Source organism: Allobosea sp. CRIB-10 (assembly GCF_900112185.1).
In the GTDB taxonomy this organism is placed as follows: domain Bacteria; phylum Pseudomonadota; class Alphaproteobacteria; order Rhizobiales; family Beijerinckiaceae; genus Allobosea.
Genome location: NZ_FOKP01000011.1, coordinates 108,577 through 123,608 on the forward strand (window position 1 = coordinate 108,577; position 15,032 = coordinate 123,608).

A 15,032-nucleotide genomic window follows, 5' to 3' on the forward strand; every position below is an offset into this window, starting at 1 on the left:
GTCTGCGTCTTGTTTCGCGATGTGTTCCGGAATGGGACATGTCTCGGACATGCTCGGCCCTGATCTTGCCGGATCATGCCGATTCCAGCGCATTTCCTTGAGATTTATCCGTCCGCAATCACGGCACCGCCCTTGCCACCTCGACCGACGAGGCGGCCGCCGGCGCATCTCCTTGTGCCGATCCGAACCGCCTGTGACCGGCCCCCGACGGTCTTGGAAGCGAGCGCGGTATGATGAGCGTCAACGACCTGAACTATGAAGTCGTTACGGCAGCCGACCAGCGCGCCAATGCGCTGCGGCACTGGATCGGACTGATCACCGCACTGGTCGATGCGGTGACCGTCGCTACCGTGGTCGCCGGCACCTCGATCGCCTATCACTTCGTCGCCTATCGCCATCTCGGCAATGACAAGATCACTGTCGAGCTCGCCTCGATGATCGCCGCGATCTTCGTCTTTACCAATCTGATGCGCGGCCGCTATCGGCTGGAGAATTATCTCTCGACCAAGGGCCAGATCGCCTCGGCCTTCACGGTCTGGAACCTGACGATGATCGCCTTCGTCGCCATCGTCTTCATGGTCAAGATCAACGACCAGTATTCGCGCGCGGTCGTGCTCGCCACCTATGTCGCCGGCGCCCCGCTGATCGCGCTCGCCCGCTCGGCGATCGTGCGGACGATCTCAATGGCCTCGAAGACCGGCCGGATCACCTCCGAGCGGGTCTTCCTGATCGGGCGCGAGAGCGAGGTGATGTCCTTCGTCGCCCGCCACCAGCCCTGGAACATCGGCTTCTCGATCGTCGACGTCGCCTTCCTGCGCAGCAACGACCCACGCCGGATCAATGATCCGCAGGCCGCGCTCGCCGCGGACCTCGCCACCGCCTCGGCCCGCGCCCGCGATCTCAAGCCGGATGCCGTCTTCATCGCTTTGCCCTGGTCTGACCAGGAGACGATCGATGCCTGCATCGACGCCTTCATGAACCTGCCGGTCGCGATCCATCTGACGCCGGAGCGGATCATGGACCGCTTCGACAACCCTCATATCGTGCGGATCGGTTCGCTCGCCTCGCTCAGGCTGACGCGCCCCGCGCTGTCCTTCGGCCAGATCCTGTTCAAGCGTCTCTTCGACATCGTCGCCGCCAGCGCGATCCTCATCGCCAGCCTGCCGGTGCTCCTGCTGATCGCCCTCGCGATCAAGCTCGATTCTAACGGGCCGGTGCTGTTCCTGCAGCGCCGCTACGGCTTCAACCAGGAGCCGTTCCGCATCTTCAAGTTCCGCACCATGACGACGACCGACGATGGCGAGGTGGTCAAGCAGGCGACGCGCAACGATCCGCGCATCACCAGGATCGGCAGCTTCCTGCGGCGCTATAATCTCGACGAATTGCCGCAGCTGCTCAACGTCATCGCCGGGCAGATGTCGCTGGTCGGACCCCGCCCGCATGCGCTCGCCCATGACCGCGAGTTCCAGCGCAAGATCGCGCTCTATGCCAGGCGCCACAACGTCAAGCCCGGCATCACCGGCTGGGCCCAGGTCAATGGCCTGCGCGGCGAGACCGACACCGACGACAAGATGGCCCGCCGTATCGCCTATGACCACTGGTATATCGACAACTGGTCGTTCTGGCTCGATATCGGCATCTTGCTGCGCACCGCGTTCAGCCCTCGGGCGTTCAGGAACGCCCGCTGAGCGGAAACCTGACGCAACCCTCCCTTGAAGCTATCGCGCCTTTCCGGTTGATGGCTTTCAGCTAGAGTTCGCCGGCCAGCTTCAGGGAGGGGCGTCTTTCAATGAATCAAATCGATTTGAACGGCAGGGTCGCGATCGTCACCGGCGGCGCCCAGGGGATCGGCCGGGCCGTCGCCGAGCGTCTCGCTGCCAGCGGCGCCAAGGTCGCGATCTGGGACCTCGACGGCAGGCTCGCCAATGAGGCGGCGGCCGCGATCGGCCCGGCCGCGAGCGGACTTTCGATCGACGTCACCGACGCCAAGGCCGTGAACGCTGCCGCCGCCGAGCTGGAGCAGCGCCATGGCAGCGTCGACATCCTCGTCACCAGCGCCGGCATCGCCGGGCCGAACCTGAAGACCTGGGAATACCCGCTCGACGAATGGGGCAAGATCATGCGCCTCAATGTCGACGGCACCCTGCATTGCTGCCAGGCGGTGATCCCCGGCATGATCAAGCGCAATTACGGGCGGCTCGTGCTTGTCGCCTCGATCGCCGGCAAGGAGGGCAACCCCAACGCCTCCGCCTATTCGGCCTCGAAGGCGGCGGTGATCGCGCTGACCAAATCGCTCGGCAAGGAACTGGCGCAGCAGGACATCGCGGTGAACTGCATCACCCCGGCCGCCGCCCGCACCCGCATCTTCGATCAGATGAGCGAAGAGCATATCGGCTACATGCTGGCCAAGATTCCGCGCGGGCGCTTCCTGCTGCCGGAGGAGGTCGCCGCGATGGTCGCCTTCCTGGCCTCGGCCGAGAACAGCTTCACCACCGGCGCGGTGTTCGACCTCTCGGGCGGGCGGGCGACCTACTGACAGCCAAATCGCCCGTGCCACGCTAAAGCGGGCTGGTCACGGCTGTGGCCGGCCCGCTAGATTGACTTCATGACAACGACCCTGCCTTCGCCCGCCGTCCTCGGCGCCCGCGCTTTCGCCGCTCTCGCCGGCCTCAACCGGTTCACGGACGAGCCGGGCAAGCTGACGCGGCTCTATCTCTCGCCATCGCACCGGCAGGGCGCCGAATACGTCAAGGGTGCGATGGAGGTCGCGGGGCTGACAGCCTTCATCGACGCCGCCGGCTCGGTGCAGGGACGACGCGAGGGTGTGTCGCCCGGTCTGCCGGCGGTGCTGATCGGCTCGCATATCGACACTGTCCGCGATGGCGGTCGCTTCGACGGCAATCTCGGCGTCGTCGCCGGCATCCTGGCGACGCAGGCGATCCGCGATGCCGGCATCGCCTTGCCCTTCGCGCTCGAGGTCATCGCTTTCGGCGACGAGGAGACGGTGCGCTTCCCGACCTCGCTCTCGACCTCCTCGGCCCTGATCGGCCATTACGACCCGGCCTGGCTCAACTCGCGCGACGCCGACGGCGTCGTGCTGCGCGATGCGCTCGTCGCCTTCGGCGGCGATCCGGCGGGGATCGCGGGCCTCGCCCGCAAGCCGGGCTCGGTCAAGGCCTATCTCGAAGTCCATATCGAGCAGGGCCCGGTGCTCGAGGTCGAGGGCGAGGCGGTCGGCATCGTCACCGCGATCAACGCCCAGAGCCGCGCTGCCGTGCACGTCACCGGCGAGGCCGGTCACGCCGGCACCGTCCCGATGAAATTGCGCAAGGATGCGCTGACCGCCGCCGCCGAGATGGCGCTGGCGCTGGAGGCGATCGCCGGCAGCCATGACCAGGCGGTCGGCACGGTCGGCGTCTTCCGGCCCGATCCCGGCGCCACCAATGTCGTGCCCGGCGCGGCCGATTTCACCATCGATTATCGGGCCCCGTCGGGCGACACCGTCGCCGCCATGGAACGCGAGATCCAGCAGCGCTTCGGCGAGATCGCCAAACGGCGTGGCGTCGGGCTGACGATCACGCCCTATTCGCGCGAGGATGCGACGCCGATGGCGGCGGAGTTGCAGGAGGCGCTCGCCGCCGGCATCGCCCGGACCGGATCCAATCTCTCGGCGCGCCGTCTGCCCTCCGGGGCTGGCCATGACGCCATGGCGATGGCGCGACTTTGCCCGTCCGCCATGCTGTTCGTGCGCTGCGAGAAGGGCATCAGCCATTCGCCGCTGGAGAACATGACCGAGCTCGACGCCGGTATCGCCATCCGCGTGCTGATCGAGACGATCCTGGAACTGGCGCGGCGCGAGGGCTGAGAGCGCGTCATTCGCGGCGAAACCGAGAGCATTTTCGAGCGAAGTGGATACCGGTTCGCGTGAAGAAAATGCGATAAAACAAAGGCCTTGAGCATTTCCGTGATTCGGAGAAACACGGAAATGCTCAAGCGCGGACCCGGCAATTCCGGGATAAGGCGCCGGTCAGTGCCTCATCCTGCCGAGCACGGCTTGTGCCTTGAAAACTCCCGCGCCCTTCGCCCTTTGGGGGACAGGGAGGCGAAGGGCGCGGCGGCCGCTTCTACCAGCGGTCGTAACGGTCGTGATGGCGGCCGCCATGGGCCGGGGCCCAGGGCGGCGGGCCGCCGCGGTGATGGCGATAGCCGTAGTCGTCGCGATAGCGATGGCGGCGCTCCCAGCGGTGCTGGCGCCGAATCTCCCACATCCGGTACTCGCGGCCGTGGCGGGCATAGCTGGCCTCGACCTTGTCGAGCGTGGCAGCGCCGCTGAAGGCTTCGCTGGCGGCGGCCGGGGTCATGGCGGCGCCGAGCGCGATCGCCGCGGCGATGAGAAGCTGTCGCATAGGGCATCTCCTTTTGGTTGCCGCGATAAATGCGTGTCTGTCCAGAACTCCGCGTGAACGGTGTAGTTCGCTGGCGTTCATCTTCGCCCGGTTTCCGCCGCGGGCCTGCGAGGTTATGATGCCGGGATGCCCCTGCCGCCCGACTTCGTCCACGCCTCGCGTGATCTGGAACGCTTCCTGCTCGATGCCCGCGAGACCCTGAGCCACGCGACCACCCATCAGACCTGGTACTCGGTGCTCGGCGTCTTCGTCACCTTCCGGGCGCGCCTGTCGGTGCCGCAGGCGGTCGCCTTCGCACAGGCGCTGCCGCCGCTCCTCGGCGCGATGTTCCTCTACGAATGGGACCCGGCGCAGGAGCCGCTGGCCTTCGCACCGCGGGCGGAATTGGCGCGCGAGGCGATGGGATTTCGCATCGAGCACAGCTTTCTGCCGGAGAGCGCGATCGAGGATGTCGCCGCCGCGCTCTGGCGGCATGTGGATCGCCGCGCCTTCGCGCGCATGCTCGACACCTTGCCGCCGGCAGCGCGGGCGTTCTGGGCTTTGCCTGCTGAAACCTGAAGGTCAGGCGTTCGGTCCGCCCTCGATCTCGCTGGCCCAGGCGAGCGCCGCGTCGAAGGCATCCGGCTTGAAGCTTCTGACCTCGACGAAGGGCACGAGCGGGCTGGCGATCGCCACCAGCGTCTCGATCCAGCCCTTGTCGGTGACGACAGCCTCGCGCGGAAAGCGGTGCCATTGCAGGATCTTACCGAAGCCGTAGCGCGCGTCCTTGAGGCCGGCGCGGAAGGTCATGTCCTCGAAGCCGCTGAGGTCGGCGAGGATGCCGAGCTTCTCATGGCGTTCGAGCTTGGCCTCGATCTCGGCGATCAGCCTGTCGAAATCCGGCTCGTCGAGCGTGCCGGTGATGCGGAAGGCCGCGACATGGTCGGCGGCGGGAAGGATGTCGAGCATGGGCGCCTCCTGGTCTGCACCGGAGACAACGCAGGCCTGCGGGCGAAGTTCGCAGGCGAACCATCGCCGGGCGGAGGCGTTGGCAATGCATGGGGGCTCAACGCACGCAAAGGAGACGATGATGGCCAATGCTGGCGGGAAGCTCGGTCCGAGCATCAACGGCAAGGGAGACGGCACCGGCGCGACGAGCTCGCGACCGGTCTCGCTGCCCGATCACAAGGTGCTCTCCAATCGCGACAAGACACAACTCAACCGCGGCCGCGGCCTCGACGGCAAATGGATCGGGAACGAGCAGGTCTACGAGACGCAGGCGAACCGGCGTTCACCGGGCGACTGAGGCCTATTTCAATGCGATGATCAGCATCAGGAAGACCAGGATGATCAGGACCTGCTTCAGGCTCCAGTTGATCCGCCGGAGCTGCTCGGCGACAGGGTCTTCCGGCTCTTCGGCCTCCTGATCCGGCTGTCCGGCCGCACCGTAATGCGGGTCGGCAGCCGGTTCCGGTGGGCGCCAACTGATGCTCTGTACGCGTCCATGCGCCTGGCGCGGGCGGCCATCGGCCTCCGGCGCGAGATGGAACACCGGCGGCTCCTCGTCGCCGGCGCCCTCGCGCAGCCAAAGATTGGTGGTCGTGGCAAATGAGAGGCTGCCGGCGCGACCTTCGGCGATGTCCTGCCGGAGCCCGGCGAATAGCGGTTGCGGCAGGAACAACTCGGCGGCGAGGCGATCATCGAGATCGCCCTGAGCCCCGGCGGGCAGGCTGAGCCGCAGCAGCGGCGCGCTCTCGCCGGGAAAGGAGCGGATCGTCAGGGACAGATCCTGCGCCGGCTCGGGCTGGCCGATCCGGGCGAGACTCATGCCATCCGGCCGGGCATGACCTTCGATCCTGGTGGCATCGTGCTGCGCGCCGTCACGCCATTCGCGACCGGCGACGACAACGAGCCCATCGGCGATGAGGGCGAGCGACTTGCCGGCGTCCTGGACGAACGTGCTGCCCGCCGTCGTCATCCGCCCGTCCACAATGCTGGCGCTGTCGCTCATCCCATCCCCGCCGTGAGTCGGTTCGGACGATAGCAGGTCGGCCTCGCGAAACCAGAATGGCATGTTGTTCTACGCCGGGGAGGAATGGGCTGCGCCGGAAAAGAAAATTTCCTTCTACGCGCCTTCGGCGAAAGGCTCTTCCCGATCGGCGCGTACCTTTAAAAGAACGTTTGGATTGACATGCAGAACGGGGGTTCCTAGATTGCGGGTGTCGTCGGGTAACCGATGGCCGCGGAGATTTGAGCGAGCAGCTTGCGCCGCGTCACCAAACGCTAAAGCGCCACGACGTGGTCGTGGGCTCCCCAGCTTGAGGAGATGAACATGACCGGCTCCGCTCTCCGCCCTGTCGAACCGCTCGCCCGTTCGATGATGTGCTGTTGTCGCCGCTGATCCAGCGCTGACGCCGTTTATCGGCATCAATTCCGACATCACCACATAGAGGGCGCCGCAACGCGGCGAAGATCGTCATGTCGTTCCAGTCCCAGGTCGTTTCCAGTCCGCCGGCCCGCCAGGCTTATGTCATCGAGGTCGGCGAGACCCAGGCGGGCCTCGTCGCCCGCAGCGCCGATGAGCGCTTCTACACCTTCATCTCCGCCTCGGCGGCGTTCGACCGGCTCGAAGGCCAGCGCTTCGCGACGCCGGTCGCGGCCGAACTGGCAGCGCGTCAGCTGGTCCGCTCGCGTCCCGGCCTGCGGCTGGCCGCCTGAGGAGCGACCGATGATGCTCCTCGACGCCTTGCGCGCAGCCTTCGCCGCCTGGTTCGAGCGGGCCGTGCCCGCCGAACTGAGCGAGCCGCGCTGGCTGGAGCGCTCTCTCACCGAACTCGGCGCCGAGGAGCGCCGCCGCTCGATCCGCGAGGTCACGCTCGAGCAATTGGGCAATGCGCACTGGTCGTGCCACACGCATTTCTGAGGTCATGATGAACGCCCCCGTGAAGCCCGGCGCCTTTCGCGTCGAGGCGCTCCTTCCGACGCCTCCGGCCGACGCGATCATTCGCTTCGAGGCCGTCGGCAAGACCTTTGCGAGCCGCGACGGCCAGGAGCCGGTGACGGCGCTCGCCGGTATCGACCTTGCCGTGCCGCGCGGCAGCATCGTCGGCGTGATCGGCCGCTCCGGCGCCGGCAAGTCGACCCTGATCCGCCTGGTCAACGGGCTGGAGCGCGCCACTTCCGGCCGCATCCTGATCGAGGGCGAGGACGTCACCAACCTGACCGAGGCCGGCTGGCGCGAGCGCCGGCGCGCCACCGGCATGGTCTTCCAGCATTTCAACCTGCTGTCGTCGCGCACGGTCTTCGACAATGTCGCGCTGCCGCTGGAGATCGCCGGCGTGCCTAGGGCGAAGATCGAGGCGCAGGTCAGCCGCCTGCTCGCTCTGGTCGGGCTTTCCGACAAGCGCGAGCGCTACCCGGCCGAGCTCTCCGGCGGCCAGAAGCAGCGCGTCGGCATCGCCCGGGCGCTGGCGACCGAGCCCAAGGTGCTGCTCTGCGACGAGGCGACCTCGGCGCTCGATCCCGAGACCACCCGCTCGATCCTGGCCCTGCTCAAGCAGGTCAATCGCGAGCTCGGCATCACCATCCTGCTGATCACCCACGAGATCCCGGTGATCAAGGAGATCTGCGACCGCGTCGCGGTGATCGAGGGCGGCCATATCGTCGAGGAGGGCGAGACCTTCGAGGTGATGACAAGGCCGCGCCACCCGACCACGGCGAGCTTCGTCGAGTCGGTGACCGGCGTCGAGGTCCCAGAATACCTCGCCGGCCGCATCCATAAGCAGGCACTCGCCGGCGACAGCGCCGTGCTGCGCATCGCCTTCACCGGCGAGAACGCGACGACGCCGGTGATCAGCCGCCTCAGCGCCGTGATCGGCGTCGACGTCAACATCCTCGCCGGCCGCATCGATGCGATCGGCGACAAGCCCTTCGGCAGCCTGCTGGTCTCGGTGCCGGCGAGCGAGCCCGCGCTCTCCGCCGTCTTCGGCGCGCTGAAATCCCTCGATCTCAAGGCGGAGCTGGTCGGCCATGTCTCCTGAACTCATCCGTCTGATCGTCGAGGCGACCGGCGATACCTTGCTGATGGTCGCGATCGCCGCCGGGCTCGGCACGGCGCTCGGCCTGCCGCTCGGCGTCTTCCTCGCCACCAGCAAGAAGGGCGAGCTCTTCGCCGCGCCTGCGGTCAACGCGGTGCTCGGCGCGCTGGTCAACGCGACGCGCTCGACGCCCTTCATCATTCTGGTCGTTGCGATCATCCCCTTCACCCGGCTGATCGCCGGCACCTCGATCGGCACCTTCGCCGCGACCGTGCCGCTGACCGTGGCGGCGACGCCCTTTATCGCCCGCCTGATCGAAGGTGCCATCCGCGAGGTCGACCAGGGCCTCGTCGAGGCGGCCCGCTCGATGGGCGCGACCCCGCTGCAGATCGTCCGCAAGGTGCTGGTGCCCGAGGCGCTGCCGGCGATCGTGCTCGGCCTGACCTTGGCTCTGGTCAGCCTCCTCGGCTTCTCGGCCATGGTCGGCGCCGTCGGCGGTGGCGGCTTGGGCGATCTCGGCATCCGCTACGGCTATCAGCGCTTCATGCCGGATGTGATGGCGATCGTCGTCGCCGTGCTGATCGTCCTCGTCCAGACGGTGCAGAGCGTCGGCGACCGCCTGTCGCGCCGCCTCAACAAGCGCCTGCGCCACGCCTGATCCCTTTCCGCTTCCAACCCGTTCAGTTCACCAAGGAGCCATCATGTCTGTTCTCTTCAGCCGTCGCCTCGCGCTCGGCCTTGCCGCCTCGTTCGTCCTCGCCGCCCCGGCGCTTGCCCAGCAGAACCAGGTCGTCCGCATCGGCGCCTCGCCCGGTCCGCATGCCGAAATCCTGGAGAAGGTGAAGCCGATCGCCGCCAAGAACGGGCTCGACCTCAAGATCATCGAGTTCTCCGACTATGTCGTGCCCAACCAGGCGCTGGCCGCCGGCGAACTCGAGGCGAACTCCTTCCAGAACCAGCCCTATCTCGACAACCAGGTGAAGGATCGCGGCTTCAAGCTGGTCAGCGTCGGCCTGACCGTGAACTTCCCGCTCGGCATCTACTCCTCGAAGTACAAGAGCTGGGCCGAGGTGCCGGATGGCGCCACCGTCGCGATCCAGAATGACCCGACCAATGGCGGCCGCTCGCTGCTCCTCTTGCAGGACAAGGGCGCGATCAAGCTCAAGGACGGCGTCGGCTTCAAGCCGAGCGTCGCCGACATCGTCAGCAACCCGAAGAAGCTGAAAATCATCGAGATCGAGGCCGCCCAGACGCCGCGCTCGCTCGCCGATGTCGCTGCCGCCGCGATCAACACCAACTACGCCGTCGACGCCAAGATCGAGCCGACCTCGGCGATCCTGCGCGAAGACCCGAAGGGCCCCTATGTCAACCTGATCGCCGTGCGCGAGGCCGACAAGGACAAGCCCTGGGTCAAGGCGCTGCTCGCCTCCTATCACACCCCCGAGATCAAGGCCTTCGTCGCCGAGCGTTTCAAGGGCTCGGTCCTCGCCGGCTGGTAAGGCTCCTCCCCCCGGGCTGTGGTCACGGCCGGGCACCTGCCCCGGAAGCGCAAGCTTCCGGGGTTTTTCGTTTCAACCCGTCGTCTTTCCGGGGCAGGCCGAAGGCCTGAGCCCGGAACCCATGAACACCCGCTTTCCGTCATGGTCGGGCTTGTCCCGACCATCCACGTCTTCGTTGGGCGAAGGCCGTGTTCAAGACGTGGATGCTCGCCACAAGGGCGAGCATGACGGACTGGAGCAGCGTCGTGTTCATGGGTTCCGGGTTCGCCGCTACGCGGCGCCCCGGAATGACGATGCGGTTGCTTAAACCGACAGGTACTGCGCCCGCACGGCCTCATCCGCCTTGAGCTCGTCCATCGTGCCGGTGAAGCGGATCAGCCCCTTCTCGATGATGGTGGCGCGGTCGGCGACCGAGCCGGCGAAGTGCAGATTCTGCTCGGAGATCAGCACCGAGAGCCCTTCGCTCTTCAGCGCCAGGATGGTCTTGGCCATCTCCTCGACGATGACCGGGGCGAGGCCTTCCGAGGGCTCGTCGAGCAGGACGAGCTTGGGATTGCCCATCAGGGTGCGGGCGATGGTCAGCATCTGCTGCTCGCCGCCGGACATCGCACCGCCCGGCCGGTCGCGCATGCGCCCGAGATTGGGGAAGAGCTGGAACAGCCGCTCCGGCGTCCAGTGCGGCGCGCCCTCGCGCTTCGGTCGCTGCGCCACGGAGAGGTTCTCCATCACGCTGAGCTCGGAGAAGACGCGGCGCTCCTCCGGCACATAGCCGATGCCGAGGCGGGCGATCTCGAAGGGCTCGCGCCCGACGATGGTGTGTCCCTCGAAGGTGATGCGGCCGGCCTGCGGCGGCACCAGCCCCATCACCGCCTTCATCGTCGTCGACTTGCCGGCACCGTTGCGGCCCATCAAGGCCAGCACCTCGCCGCGCCCCATCGAGAAGCCGACGCCGTGCAGGATATGGGCGCGGCCGTAATAGGCGTTGAGGCCTTCGATCTCGAGCATCAGTGGCCTCCCGAGGTCGCGCCGGAGCCGAGATAGACGGCGCGCACGGCCGGATCGTTGCGGACCTCCTCGGCCCGGCCCTTGGCGATCAGCTTGCCGCGGTCGAGCACCAGGATCGCATCGGAATGGGCGAAGACCACGTCCATGTCGTGCTCGGTGAAGAGCACGGCGATGCCGCGTTCCCGAGCGATCTCGGCGGTCAGCGCCATCAGCGCGATGCGCTCGCGCGGGGCCATGCCGGCGGTCGGCTCGTCCATCAGCAGGAGTTTTGGCTTGTTGGCGATCGCGACCGCGAGCTCGACCCGCTTCAGGTCGCCATAGGCGAGCACGCCGCAGGCGCGCTCGGCCTGGTCGAGCATGCCGACCTGTTTCAGCAGCGCGTCGGCCTCGGCGACATGGCGGTCCTTGGCGCGGCCGAACAGGGTCCAGGTTTCGCCGGCATGTGAGATCAGCGCCATCTGCACGTTCTCGCGCACGCTCATCGAAGCGAAGGTCGCGGTGATCTGGAAGGTGCGGCCGACCCCGAGCCGCCAGACCTCGCGCGGCTTCAGGCCGGTGATCTTCTTGCCGTCGAAGATCACCTCGCCGCGGTCGGAGGGGAGCTGGCCGTTCAGCATGTTGAAGCAGGTGGTCTTGCCGGCGCCGTTCGGGCCGATCAGCGCCAAGAGCTTGCCGGCCTCAACCGAGAAGCTGACATCGTCGACGGCGCGCACGCCGCCGAAGGATTTTCCGAGATTACGGACTTCGAGGACCGGGCTCATCGGGCGGGCTCCGGCGTGGCGGCGACGGGAGGAGCGGGCTCGACCTCGCGGCGCCGCTCGGCGAAGGCCAGCGCCGTGCCGACGAGGCCGCGCGGGAACAGGATGACGAGCAGGACGATCGAGGCGCCCATGACGAAGCGCCAGTACATCGTCGCCTTCATCAACTGCTCCTGCAGGCCCATGAAGGCGAAGGCGCCGACGATCGGGCCGGACACGGTCTGGACGCCGCCGAGCAGTACCATCAGGAGCCCATCGACCGAGCGCGGGATCGCCATATAGGTCGGGAAGACCGAGCCCTTGAAGAAGGCGAAGAGGGCGCCGGCGATGCCGGCCGCGAAGGCAGCGATAATGAAGGCGATCCACTGGATCCGCATCACCGGCAGGCCGATCGCCTCGGCCCGGAGCGGGTTGTCGCGCCCGGCCCGCAAGGCATAGCCGAAGGGCGCGAAGACGACGACGCGCAGGGCAAGGATCGCGGCGACGCAGACCGCCAGCGCGAGATAGTAGTAGACCAGCTTGGGCGCCGCCCAGGCCGCCGGCCAGACGCCGAGAATGCCGTTGTCGCCGCCGGTGACGTCGACCCACTGGAAGGCGGTCGCCCAGGCGATCTGGGCGAAGGCGAGCGTCAGCATGGCGAGGTAAACGCCCGAGAGCCGCACACAGAACCAGCCGAAGACGACGCCGGCGATGCCGGCGAGGAAAGGCGCGAAGGCGAGCGCCGGAACCATCGGCATGCCCAGCCACTTCACCGCCAGCGCCGCACCATAGGCGCCGAGCCCGAAATAGGCGGCGTGGCCGAAGGAGGCCATGCCGCCGGGGCCCATCATGAAGTGCAGCGACGCCGCGAACAGCGCGAAGATCGAGAGCTCAGTCAGCGTCAGCAGCCAGTGATCGGCGACGATGAAGGGGGCGAGCAGCAGCACGGCCAGTGCCGCGAGGCCGATCAGCTTGACGTTGGCGCTGGCCGGCAGCAGCAGCGGCTCGACCGGGCCATGGGCATGGGCGGTTCCGACCGGGCGCTTGCCCATCAGGCCGTAGGGCTTGATCACGAGCACGACGGCCATCACCAGGAAGACCAGCACCAGCGTGATCTTCGGAAAGATCAGGATGCCGAAGGCGTGGATGATGCCGATCAGCACCGCGGCGAGATAGGCGCCAGTAACGCTGCCAAGCCCGCCGACGACCACGACGACGAAGGCCTCCGAGATCATCGAGAGGTCCATGTGCAGGTTCACCGCCTCGCGCGGGAGCTGTAAGGCTCCTCCCAGCGCCGCAAGGCCGGCGCCGAAGGCGAAAACCGAGGTGAAGAGCAGGCGCTGGTTGACGCCAAGCGCGCCGACCATCTCGCGGTCCTGCGTCGCGGCGCGCACCAGCGTGCCCCAGCGCGTCTTCTGGAACAGGAACCAGAGCAGGCCGAGCATGATCGGCCCGACCACGATCAGGAAGAGCTCGTAGCTCGGGAAGCGGCTGCCCATCAGCACGACGAAGCTCTTGAAGCCGGGCGCGCGCGGTCCGAGCTTGTCCTCCGGCCCCCAGATGCCGAGCGCGATGTCCTGCACCATCAGCACGAGGCCGAAGGTGGCGAGCAGCTGGAACAGCTCGGGCGCCTGGTAGATCCGGCGCAGGATGACGATCTCGACGAGGGCGCCGAGCGCCGCGACGATGACAGCCGCCAGCAGCACTCCGCCCCAGAAGCCGAGCGCATTGGCCGGCCCGAAGCGGGTGACCAGCGTGAAGGCGAGATAGGCGCCCAGCATGTAGAAGGAGCCATGCGCGAAGTTCACGATCCGCGTCACGCCGAAGATGATCGACAGCCCGCAGGCGACGAGGAAGAGCGACGAGGCCGAGGCCAGGCCGTTGAGCGTCTGCGCGAAGATCAGATCGATCATGCGAGGTCCCGTCGAAACAACCGAAAAAGGGCGCAGTCTTCCTGCGGCCGCAGCGCTGAGCTGCGGCCGGGTCAGCCATAGTCTAGATCAGGTCGAAGCCTGGCGCTTCAGCCCGCCGGACGAAGCGTCTTCACCTCTGCATCCGAAGGCAGGTATTTGGCGCCGTCGGCATAGCGCCAGTCGACCATAACGCCCTTGCCGTCCTTGACCGCGGTCTTGCCGACATAGGCGCCGAGCGTCGCCTGGTGGTCGGAAGCGCGGAACTCCACCGGGCCGAAGGCCGAGGTGAACTTCAGCCCCTTCATGGCGTCGATAAGCTTCTCGTTGTCGGTCGTGCCCGCCTTGGCGAGGCCGGCAGCGATGGCGTTCATGGTGTCGAAGCCGACCACCGAGCCGAGCCGGGGGTAGTCGTTGTACTTGGCCTTGTAGGCATCGCGGAACTTGACGTGATCCGGAGTCTGGATGTCGGCATGCGGATAGCCGGTGACGATCCAGCCGACCGGCGTCTCGGCGCCGAGCGGATCGAGATATTCGGGCTCGCCGGTCAGCATCGAGACCACCGTCCGACCTTCGAAGAGCCCGCGGGTATTGCCCTGGCGCACGAAGTTCGAGAGGTCGGCGGCGAAGGTGACATTGAAGATCGCATCGGGCTTGGCCGCCTCGAGCGCCTGCACGGTGGCGCCGGCATCGATGCGGCCGAGCGCCGGGAACTGCTCGGCGACGAACTCGACGTCGGGCTTGGCCTTCTTCAAGAGCTCCTTGAACCACTTCACCGCCGACTGGCCGTATTCGTAGTTCGGCGCCACGGTCGCCCATTTCTTCGCCGGGAGCTTGGCGGCTTCCTCGACCAGCATCGCCGCCTGCATGTAGGTCGAGGGCCGCAGGCGGAAGGTGTAGCGGTTGCCCTTGGCCCAGACGATCGCGTCCGAAAGCGGCTCTGAGGCGACATAGAGCCGCTTGTTCTGCAGGGCGTAGTCGGCGATGGCGAGGCCGACATTGGAGAGGAAGCCGCCCGAGAGCAGATCGACCTTCTCGGCATTGATCAGCTCGCCGGCGAGGCGCACCGAATCCTCGGGCTTGCCGGCATCGTCGCGGAACAGGGTCTCGATCTTGCGGCCGAGCACGCCGCCCTTGGCGTTGACCTGCTCCAGCGCCAGCTCCCAGCCCTGGCGATAGGGCTTCAGGAAGGCCGGCTGCGAGGTGTAGCTGTTGATCTCGCCGATCTTGATCGGCGCGCTCTGGGCGCGCAGCAGCGACGGCGTGGTCAGCGCGACCGCGCCGAGCGCAGCTCCGCTGACGAATTGGCGACGGTCCATCTGGTGGCTCTCCCGTTGATCGCTGGTCTTACGCATCCACAGCCCCTCGCTGCGCGATTTCCTACCCTAGGCCACTGCAGTGCGCTGCAACAAGCCAGGGCGGAAATTCGTTTGTATGCGTATGAAATTTCGACTGCGTT

17 protein-coding genes are annotated in these 15,032 nt (G+C 67.0%); 10 read left to right on the forward strand and 7 right to left on the reverse strand.

Features of this window, described 5'->3' with window-relative positions:
• Window positions 1-233 precede the first annotated feature (233 nt).
• From BMZ69_RS15515 to BMZ69_RS15525, 3 genes are all read left to right on the forward strand, one after another.
• Window positions 234-1,688 carry an undecaprenyl-phosphate glucose phosphotransferase gene (locus BMZ69_RS15515; RefSeq protein WP_175506820.1) on the forward strand — a complete coding sequence of 485 codons (1,455 nt, stop codon included), beginning with the start codon at window positions 234-236 and terminating at the stop codon, window positions 1,686-1,688.
• 101 nt (window positions 1,689-1,789) lie between these two features.
• Window positions 1,790-2,536 (forward strand): SDR family NAD(P)-dependent oxidoreductase, encoded by a 747-nt coding sequence (locus BMZ69_RS15520; protein WP_092158110.1) that lies wholly within the window; start codon window positions 1,790-1,792, stop codon window positions 2,534-2,536.
• 69 nt (window positions 2,537-2,605) lie between these two features.
• The gene (locus BMZ69_RS15525; protein ID WP_092158112.1) at window positions 2,606-3,865 is read left to right on the forward strand and encodes an allantoate amidohydrolase; all 1,260 of its coding nucleotides are present in this window, start codon (window positions 2,606-2,608) and stop codon (window positions 3,863-3,865) included.
• A 259-nt stretch (window positions 3,866-4,124) separates the two neighbouring features.
• Here BMZ69_RS15525 and BMZ69_RS15530 read toward each other — a convergent pair whose 3' ends face one another.
• On the reverse strand, window positions 4,125-4,406 hold the full coding sequence (locus tag BMZ69_RS15530; RefSeq protein ID WP_092158114.1) for a hypothetical protein: 282 nt from the start codon (window positions 4,404-4,406) through the stop codon (window positions 4,125-4,127).
• Window positions 4,407-4,532: 126 nt separating this feature from the next.
• Here BMZ69_RS15530 and BMZ69_RS15535 point away from each other — a divergent pair, with 126 nt between their 5' ends.
• On the forward strand, window positions 4,533-4,964 hold the full coding sequence (locus BMZ69_RS15535; protein WP_092158116.1) for a DUF2267 domain-containing protein: 432 nt from the start codon (window positions 4,533-4,535) through the stop codon (window positions 4,962-4,964).
• Between the two features lie 3 nt (window positions 4,965-4,967).
• On the opposite strand, the gene BMZ69_RS15540 is transcribed toward BMZ69_RS15535, so the two are convergent.
• The gene (locus BMZ69_RS15540; RefSeq protein ID WP_092158118.1) at window positions 4,968-5,354 is read right to left on the reverse strand and encodes a SpoIIAA family protein; all 387 of its coding nucleotides are present in this window, start codon (window positions 5,352-5,354) and stop codon (window positions 4,968-4,970) included.
• A gap of 121 nt (window positions 5,355-5,475) precedes the next feature.
• Between BMZ69_RS15540 and BMZ69_RS15545 the strand changes: the two genes are divergently transcribed.
• Window positions 5,476-5,691, forward strand: a complete 216-nt coding sequence (locus BMZ69_RS15545) for a hypothetical protein (protein WP_092158120.1) — start codon at window positions 5,476-5,478, stop codon at window positions 5,689-5,691.
• A 3-nt stretch (window positions 5,692-5,694) separates the two neighbouring features.
• Here BMZ69_RS15545 and BMZ69_RS15550 read toward each other — a convergent pair whose 3' ends face one another.
• Window positions 5,695-6,396, reverse strand: coding sequence for a hypothetical protein (locus BMZ69_RS15550; protein WP_139219061.1), 702 nt, complete (start codon window positions 6,394-6,396; stop codon window positions 5,695-5,697).
• A gap of 467 nt (window positions 6,397-6,863) precedes the next feature.
• On the opposite strand from BMZ69_RS15550, the gene BMZ69_RS15555 reads away from it, so the two are divergent.
• The 5 genes from BMZ69_RS15555 (at window position 6,864) to BMZ69_RS15575 (ending at window position 9,921) form a co-directional block, all read left to right on the forward strand.
• Window positions 6,864-7,103 carry a hypothetical protein gene (locus tag BMZ69_RS15555; protein WP_092158124.1) on the forward strand — a complete coding sequence of 80 codons (240 nt, stop codon included), beginning with the start codon at window positions 6,864-6,866 and terminating at the stop codon, window positions 7,101-7,103.
• A 10-nt stretch (window positions 7,104-7,113) separates the two neighbouring features.
• Window positions 7,114-7,308 (forward strand): hypothetical protein, encoded by a 195-nt coding sequence (locus tag BMZ69_RS15560; RefSeq protein ID WP_092158126.1) that lies wholly within the window; start codon window positions 7,114-7,116, stop codon window positions 7,306-7,308.
• Window positions 7,309-7,384: 76 nt separating this feature from the next.
• Window positions 7,385-8,425 carry a methionine ABC transporter ATP-binding protein gene (locus BMZ69_RS15565; RefSeq protein WP_348272475.1) on the forward strand — a complete coding sequence of 347 codons (1,041 nt, stop codon included), beginning with the start codon at window positions 7,385-7,387 and terminating at the stop codon, window positions 8,423-8,425.
• On the forward strand, window positions 8,415-9,080 hold the full coding sequence (locus tag BMZ69_RS15570; RefSeq protein WP_092158128.1) for a methionine ABC transporter permease: 666 nt from the start codon (window positions 8,415-8,417) through the stop codon (window positions 9,078-9,080). Before BMZ69_RS15565 ends, BMZ69_RS15570 begins: the two co-directional genes overlap by 11 nt.
• 43 nt (window positions 9,081-9,123) lie before the next feature.
• Window positions 9,124-9,921 (forward strand): MetQ/NlpA family ABC transporter substrate-binding protein, encoded by a 798-nt coding sequence (locus BMZ69_RS15575; RefSeq protein ID WP_092158130.1) that lies wholly within the window; start codon window positions 9,124-9,126, stop codon window positions 9,919-9,921.
• A gap of 303 nt (window positions 9,922-10,224) precedes the next feature.
• Here BMZ69_RS15575 and BMZ69_RS15580 read toward each other — a convergent pair whose 3' ends face one another.
• The 4 genes from BMZ69_RS15580 to BMZ69_RS15595 form a co-directional block, all read right to left on the reverse strand.
• Complete coding sequence (locus BMZ69_RS15580) at window positions 10,225-10,929, reverse strand: ABC transporter ATP-binding protein (protein WP_210188035.1); 705 nt, start codon at window positions 10,927-10,929, stop codon at window positions 10,225-10,227.
• Window positions 10,926-11,687 carry an ABC transporter ATP-binding protein gene (locus tag BMZ69_RS15585; protein WP_092158134.1) on the reverse strand — a complete coding sequence of 254 codons (762 nt, stop codon included), beginning with the start codon at window positions 11,685-11,687 and terminating at the stop codon, window positions 10,926-10,928. The genes BMZ69_RS15580 and BMZ69_RS15585 overlap by 4 nt, the downstream gene beginning before the upstream one ends.
• Window positions 11,684-13,576, reverse strand: coding sequence for an ABC transporter permease (locus BMZ69_RS15590; RefSeq protein ID WP_092158136.1), 1,893 nt, complete (start codon window positions 13,574-13,576; stop codon window positions 11,684-11,686). The genes BMZ69_RS15585 and BMZ69_RS15590 overlap by 4 nt, the downstream gene beginning before the upstream one ends.
• Window positions 13,577-13,683: 107 nt before the next feature.
• Entirely contained in the window at window positions 13,684-14,892 is a 1,209-nt protein-coding gene (locus BMZ69_RS15595) for an ABC transporter substrate-binding protein (RefSeq protein WP_092158138.1), read from the reverse strand.
• Between the last annotated feature and the right edge of the window lie 140 nt (window positions 14,893-15,032).

Coding starts and splice junctions, on each gene's coding strand:
- BMZ69_RS15515 (WP_175506820.1), top strand. CDS start 234: ATGAGCGTCAACGACCTGAACTATGAAGTCGTTACGGCAGCCGACCAG.
- BMZ69_RS15520 (WP_092158110.1), top strand. CDS start 1,790: ATGAATCAAATCGATTTGAACGGCAGGGTCGCGATCGTCACCGGCGGC.
- BMZ69_RS15525 (WP_092158112.1), top strand. CDS start 2,606: ATGACAACGACCCTGCCTTCGCCCGCCGTCCTCGGCGCCCGCGCTTTC.
- BMZ69_RS15530 (WP_092158114.1), bottom strand. CDS start 4,406: ATGCGACAGCTTCTCATCGCCGCGGCGATCGCGCTCGGCGCCGCCATG.
- BMZ69_RS15535 (WP_092158116.1), top strand. CDS start 4,533: ATGCCCCTGCCGCCCGACTTCGTCCACGCCTCGCGTGATCTGGAACGC.
- BMZ69_RS15540 (WP_092158118.1), bottom strand. CDS start 5,354: ATGCTCGACATCCTTCCCGCCGCCGACCATGTCGCGGCCTTCCGCATC.
- BMZ69_RS15545 (WP_092158120.1), top strand. CDS start 5,476: ATGGCCAATGCTGGCGGGAAGCTCGGTCCGAGCATCAACGGCAAGGGA.
- BMZ69_RS15550 (WP_139219061.1), bottom strand. CDS start 6,396: ATGAGCGACAGCGCCAGCATTGTGGACGGGCGGATGACGACGGCGGGC.
- BMZ69_RS15555 (WP_092158124.1), top strand. CDS start 6,864: ATGTCGTTCCAGTCCCAGGTCGTTTCCAGTCCGCCGGCCCGCCAGGCT.
- BMZ69_RS15560 (WP_092158126.1), top strand. CDS start 7,114: ATGATGCTCCTCGACGCCTTGCGCGCAGCCTTCGCCGCCTGGTTCGAG.
- BMZ69_RS15570 (WP_092158128.1), top strand. CDS start 8,415: ATGTCTCCTGAACTCATCCGTCTGATCGTCGAGGCGACCGGCGATACC.
- BMZ69_RS15575 (WP_092158130.1), top strand. CDS start 9,124: ATGTCTGTTCTCTTCAGCCGTCGCCTCGCGCTCGGCCTTGCCGCCTCG.
- BMZ69_RS15585 (WP_092158134.1), bottom strand. CDS start 11,687: ATGAGCCCGGTCCTCGAAGTCCGTAATCTCGGAAAATCCTTCGGCGGC.
- BMZ69_RS15590 (WP_092158136.1), bottom strand. CDS start 13,576: ATGATCGATCTGATCTTCGCGCAGACGCTCAACGGCCTGGCCTCGGCC.
- BMZ69_RS15595 (WP_092158138.1), bottom strand. CDS start 14,892: ATGGACCGTCGCCAATTCGTCAGCGGAGCTGCGCTCGGCGCGGTCGCG.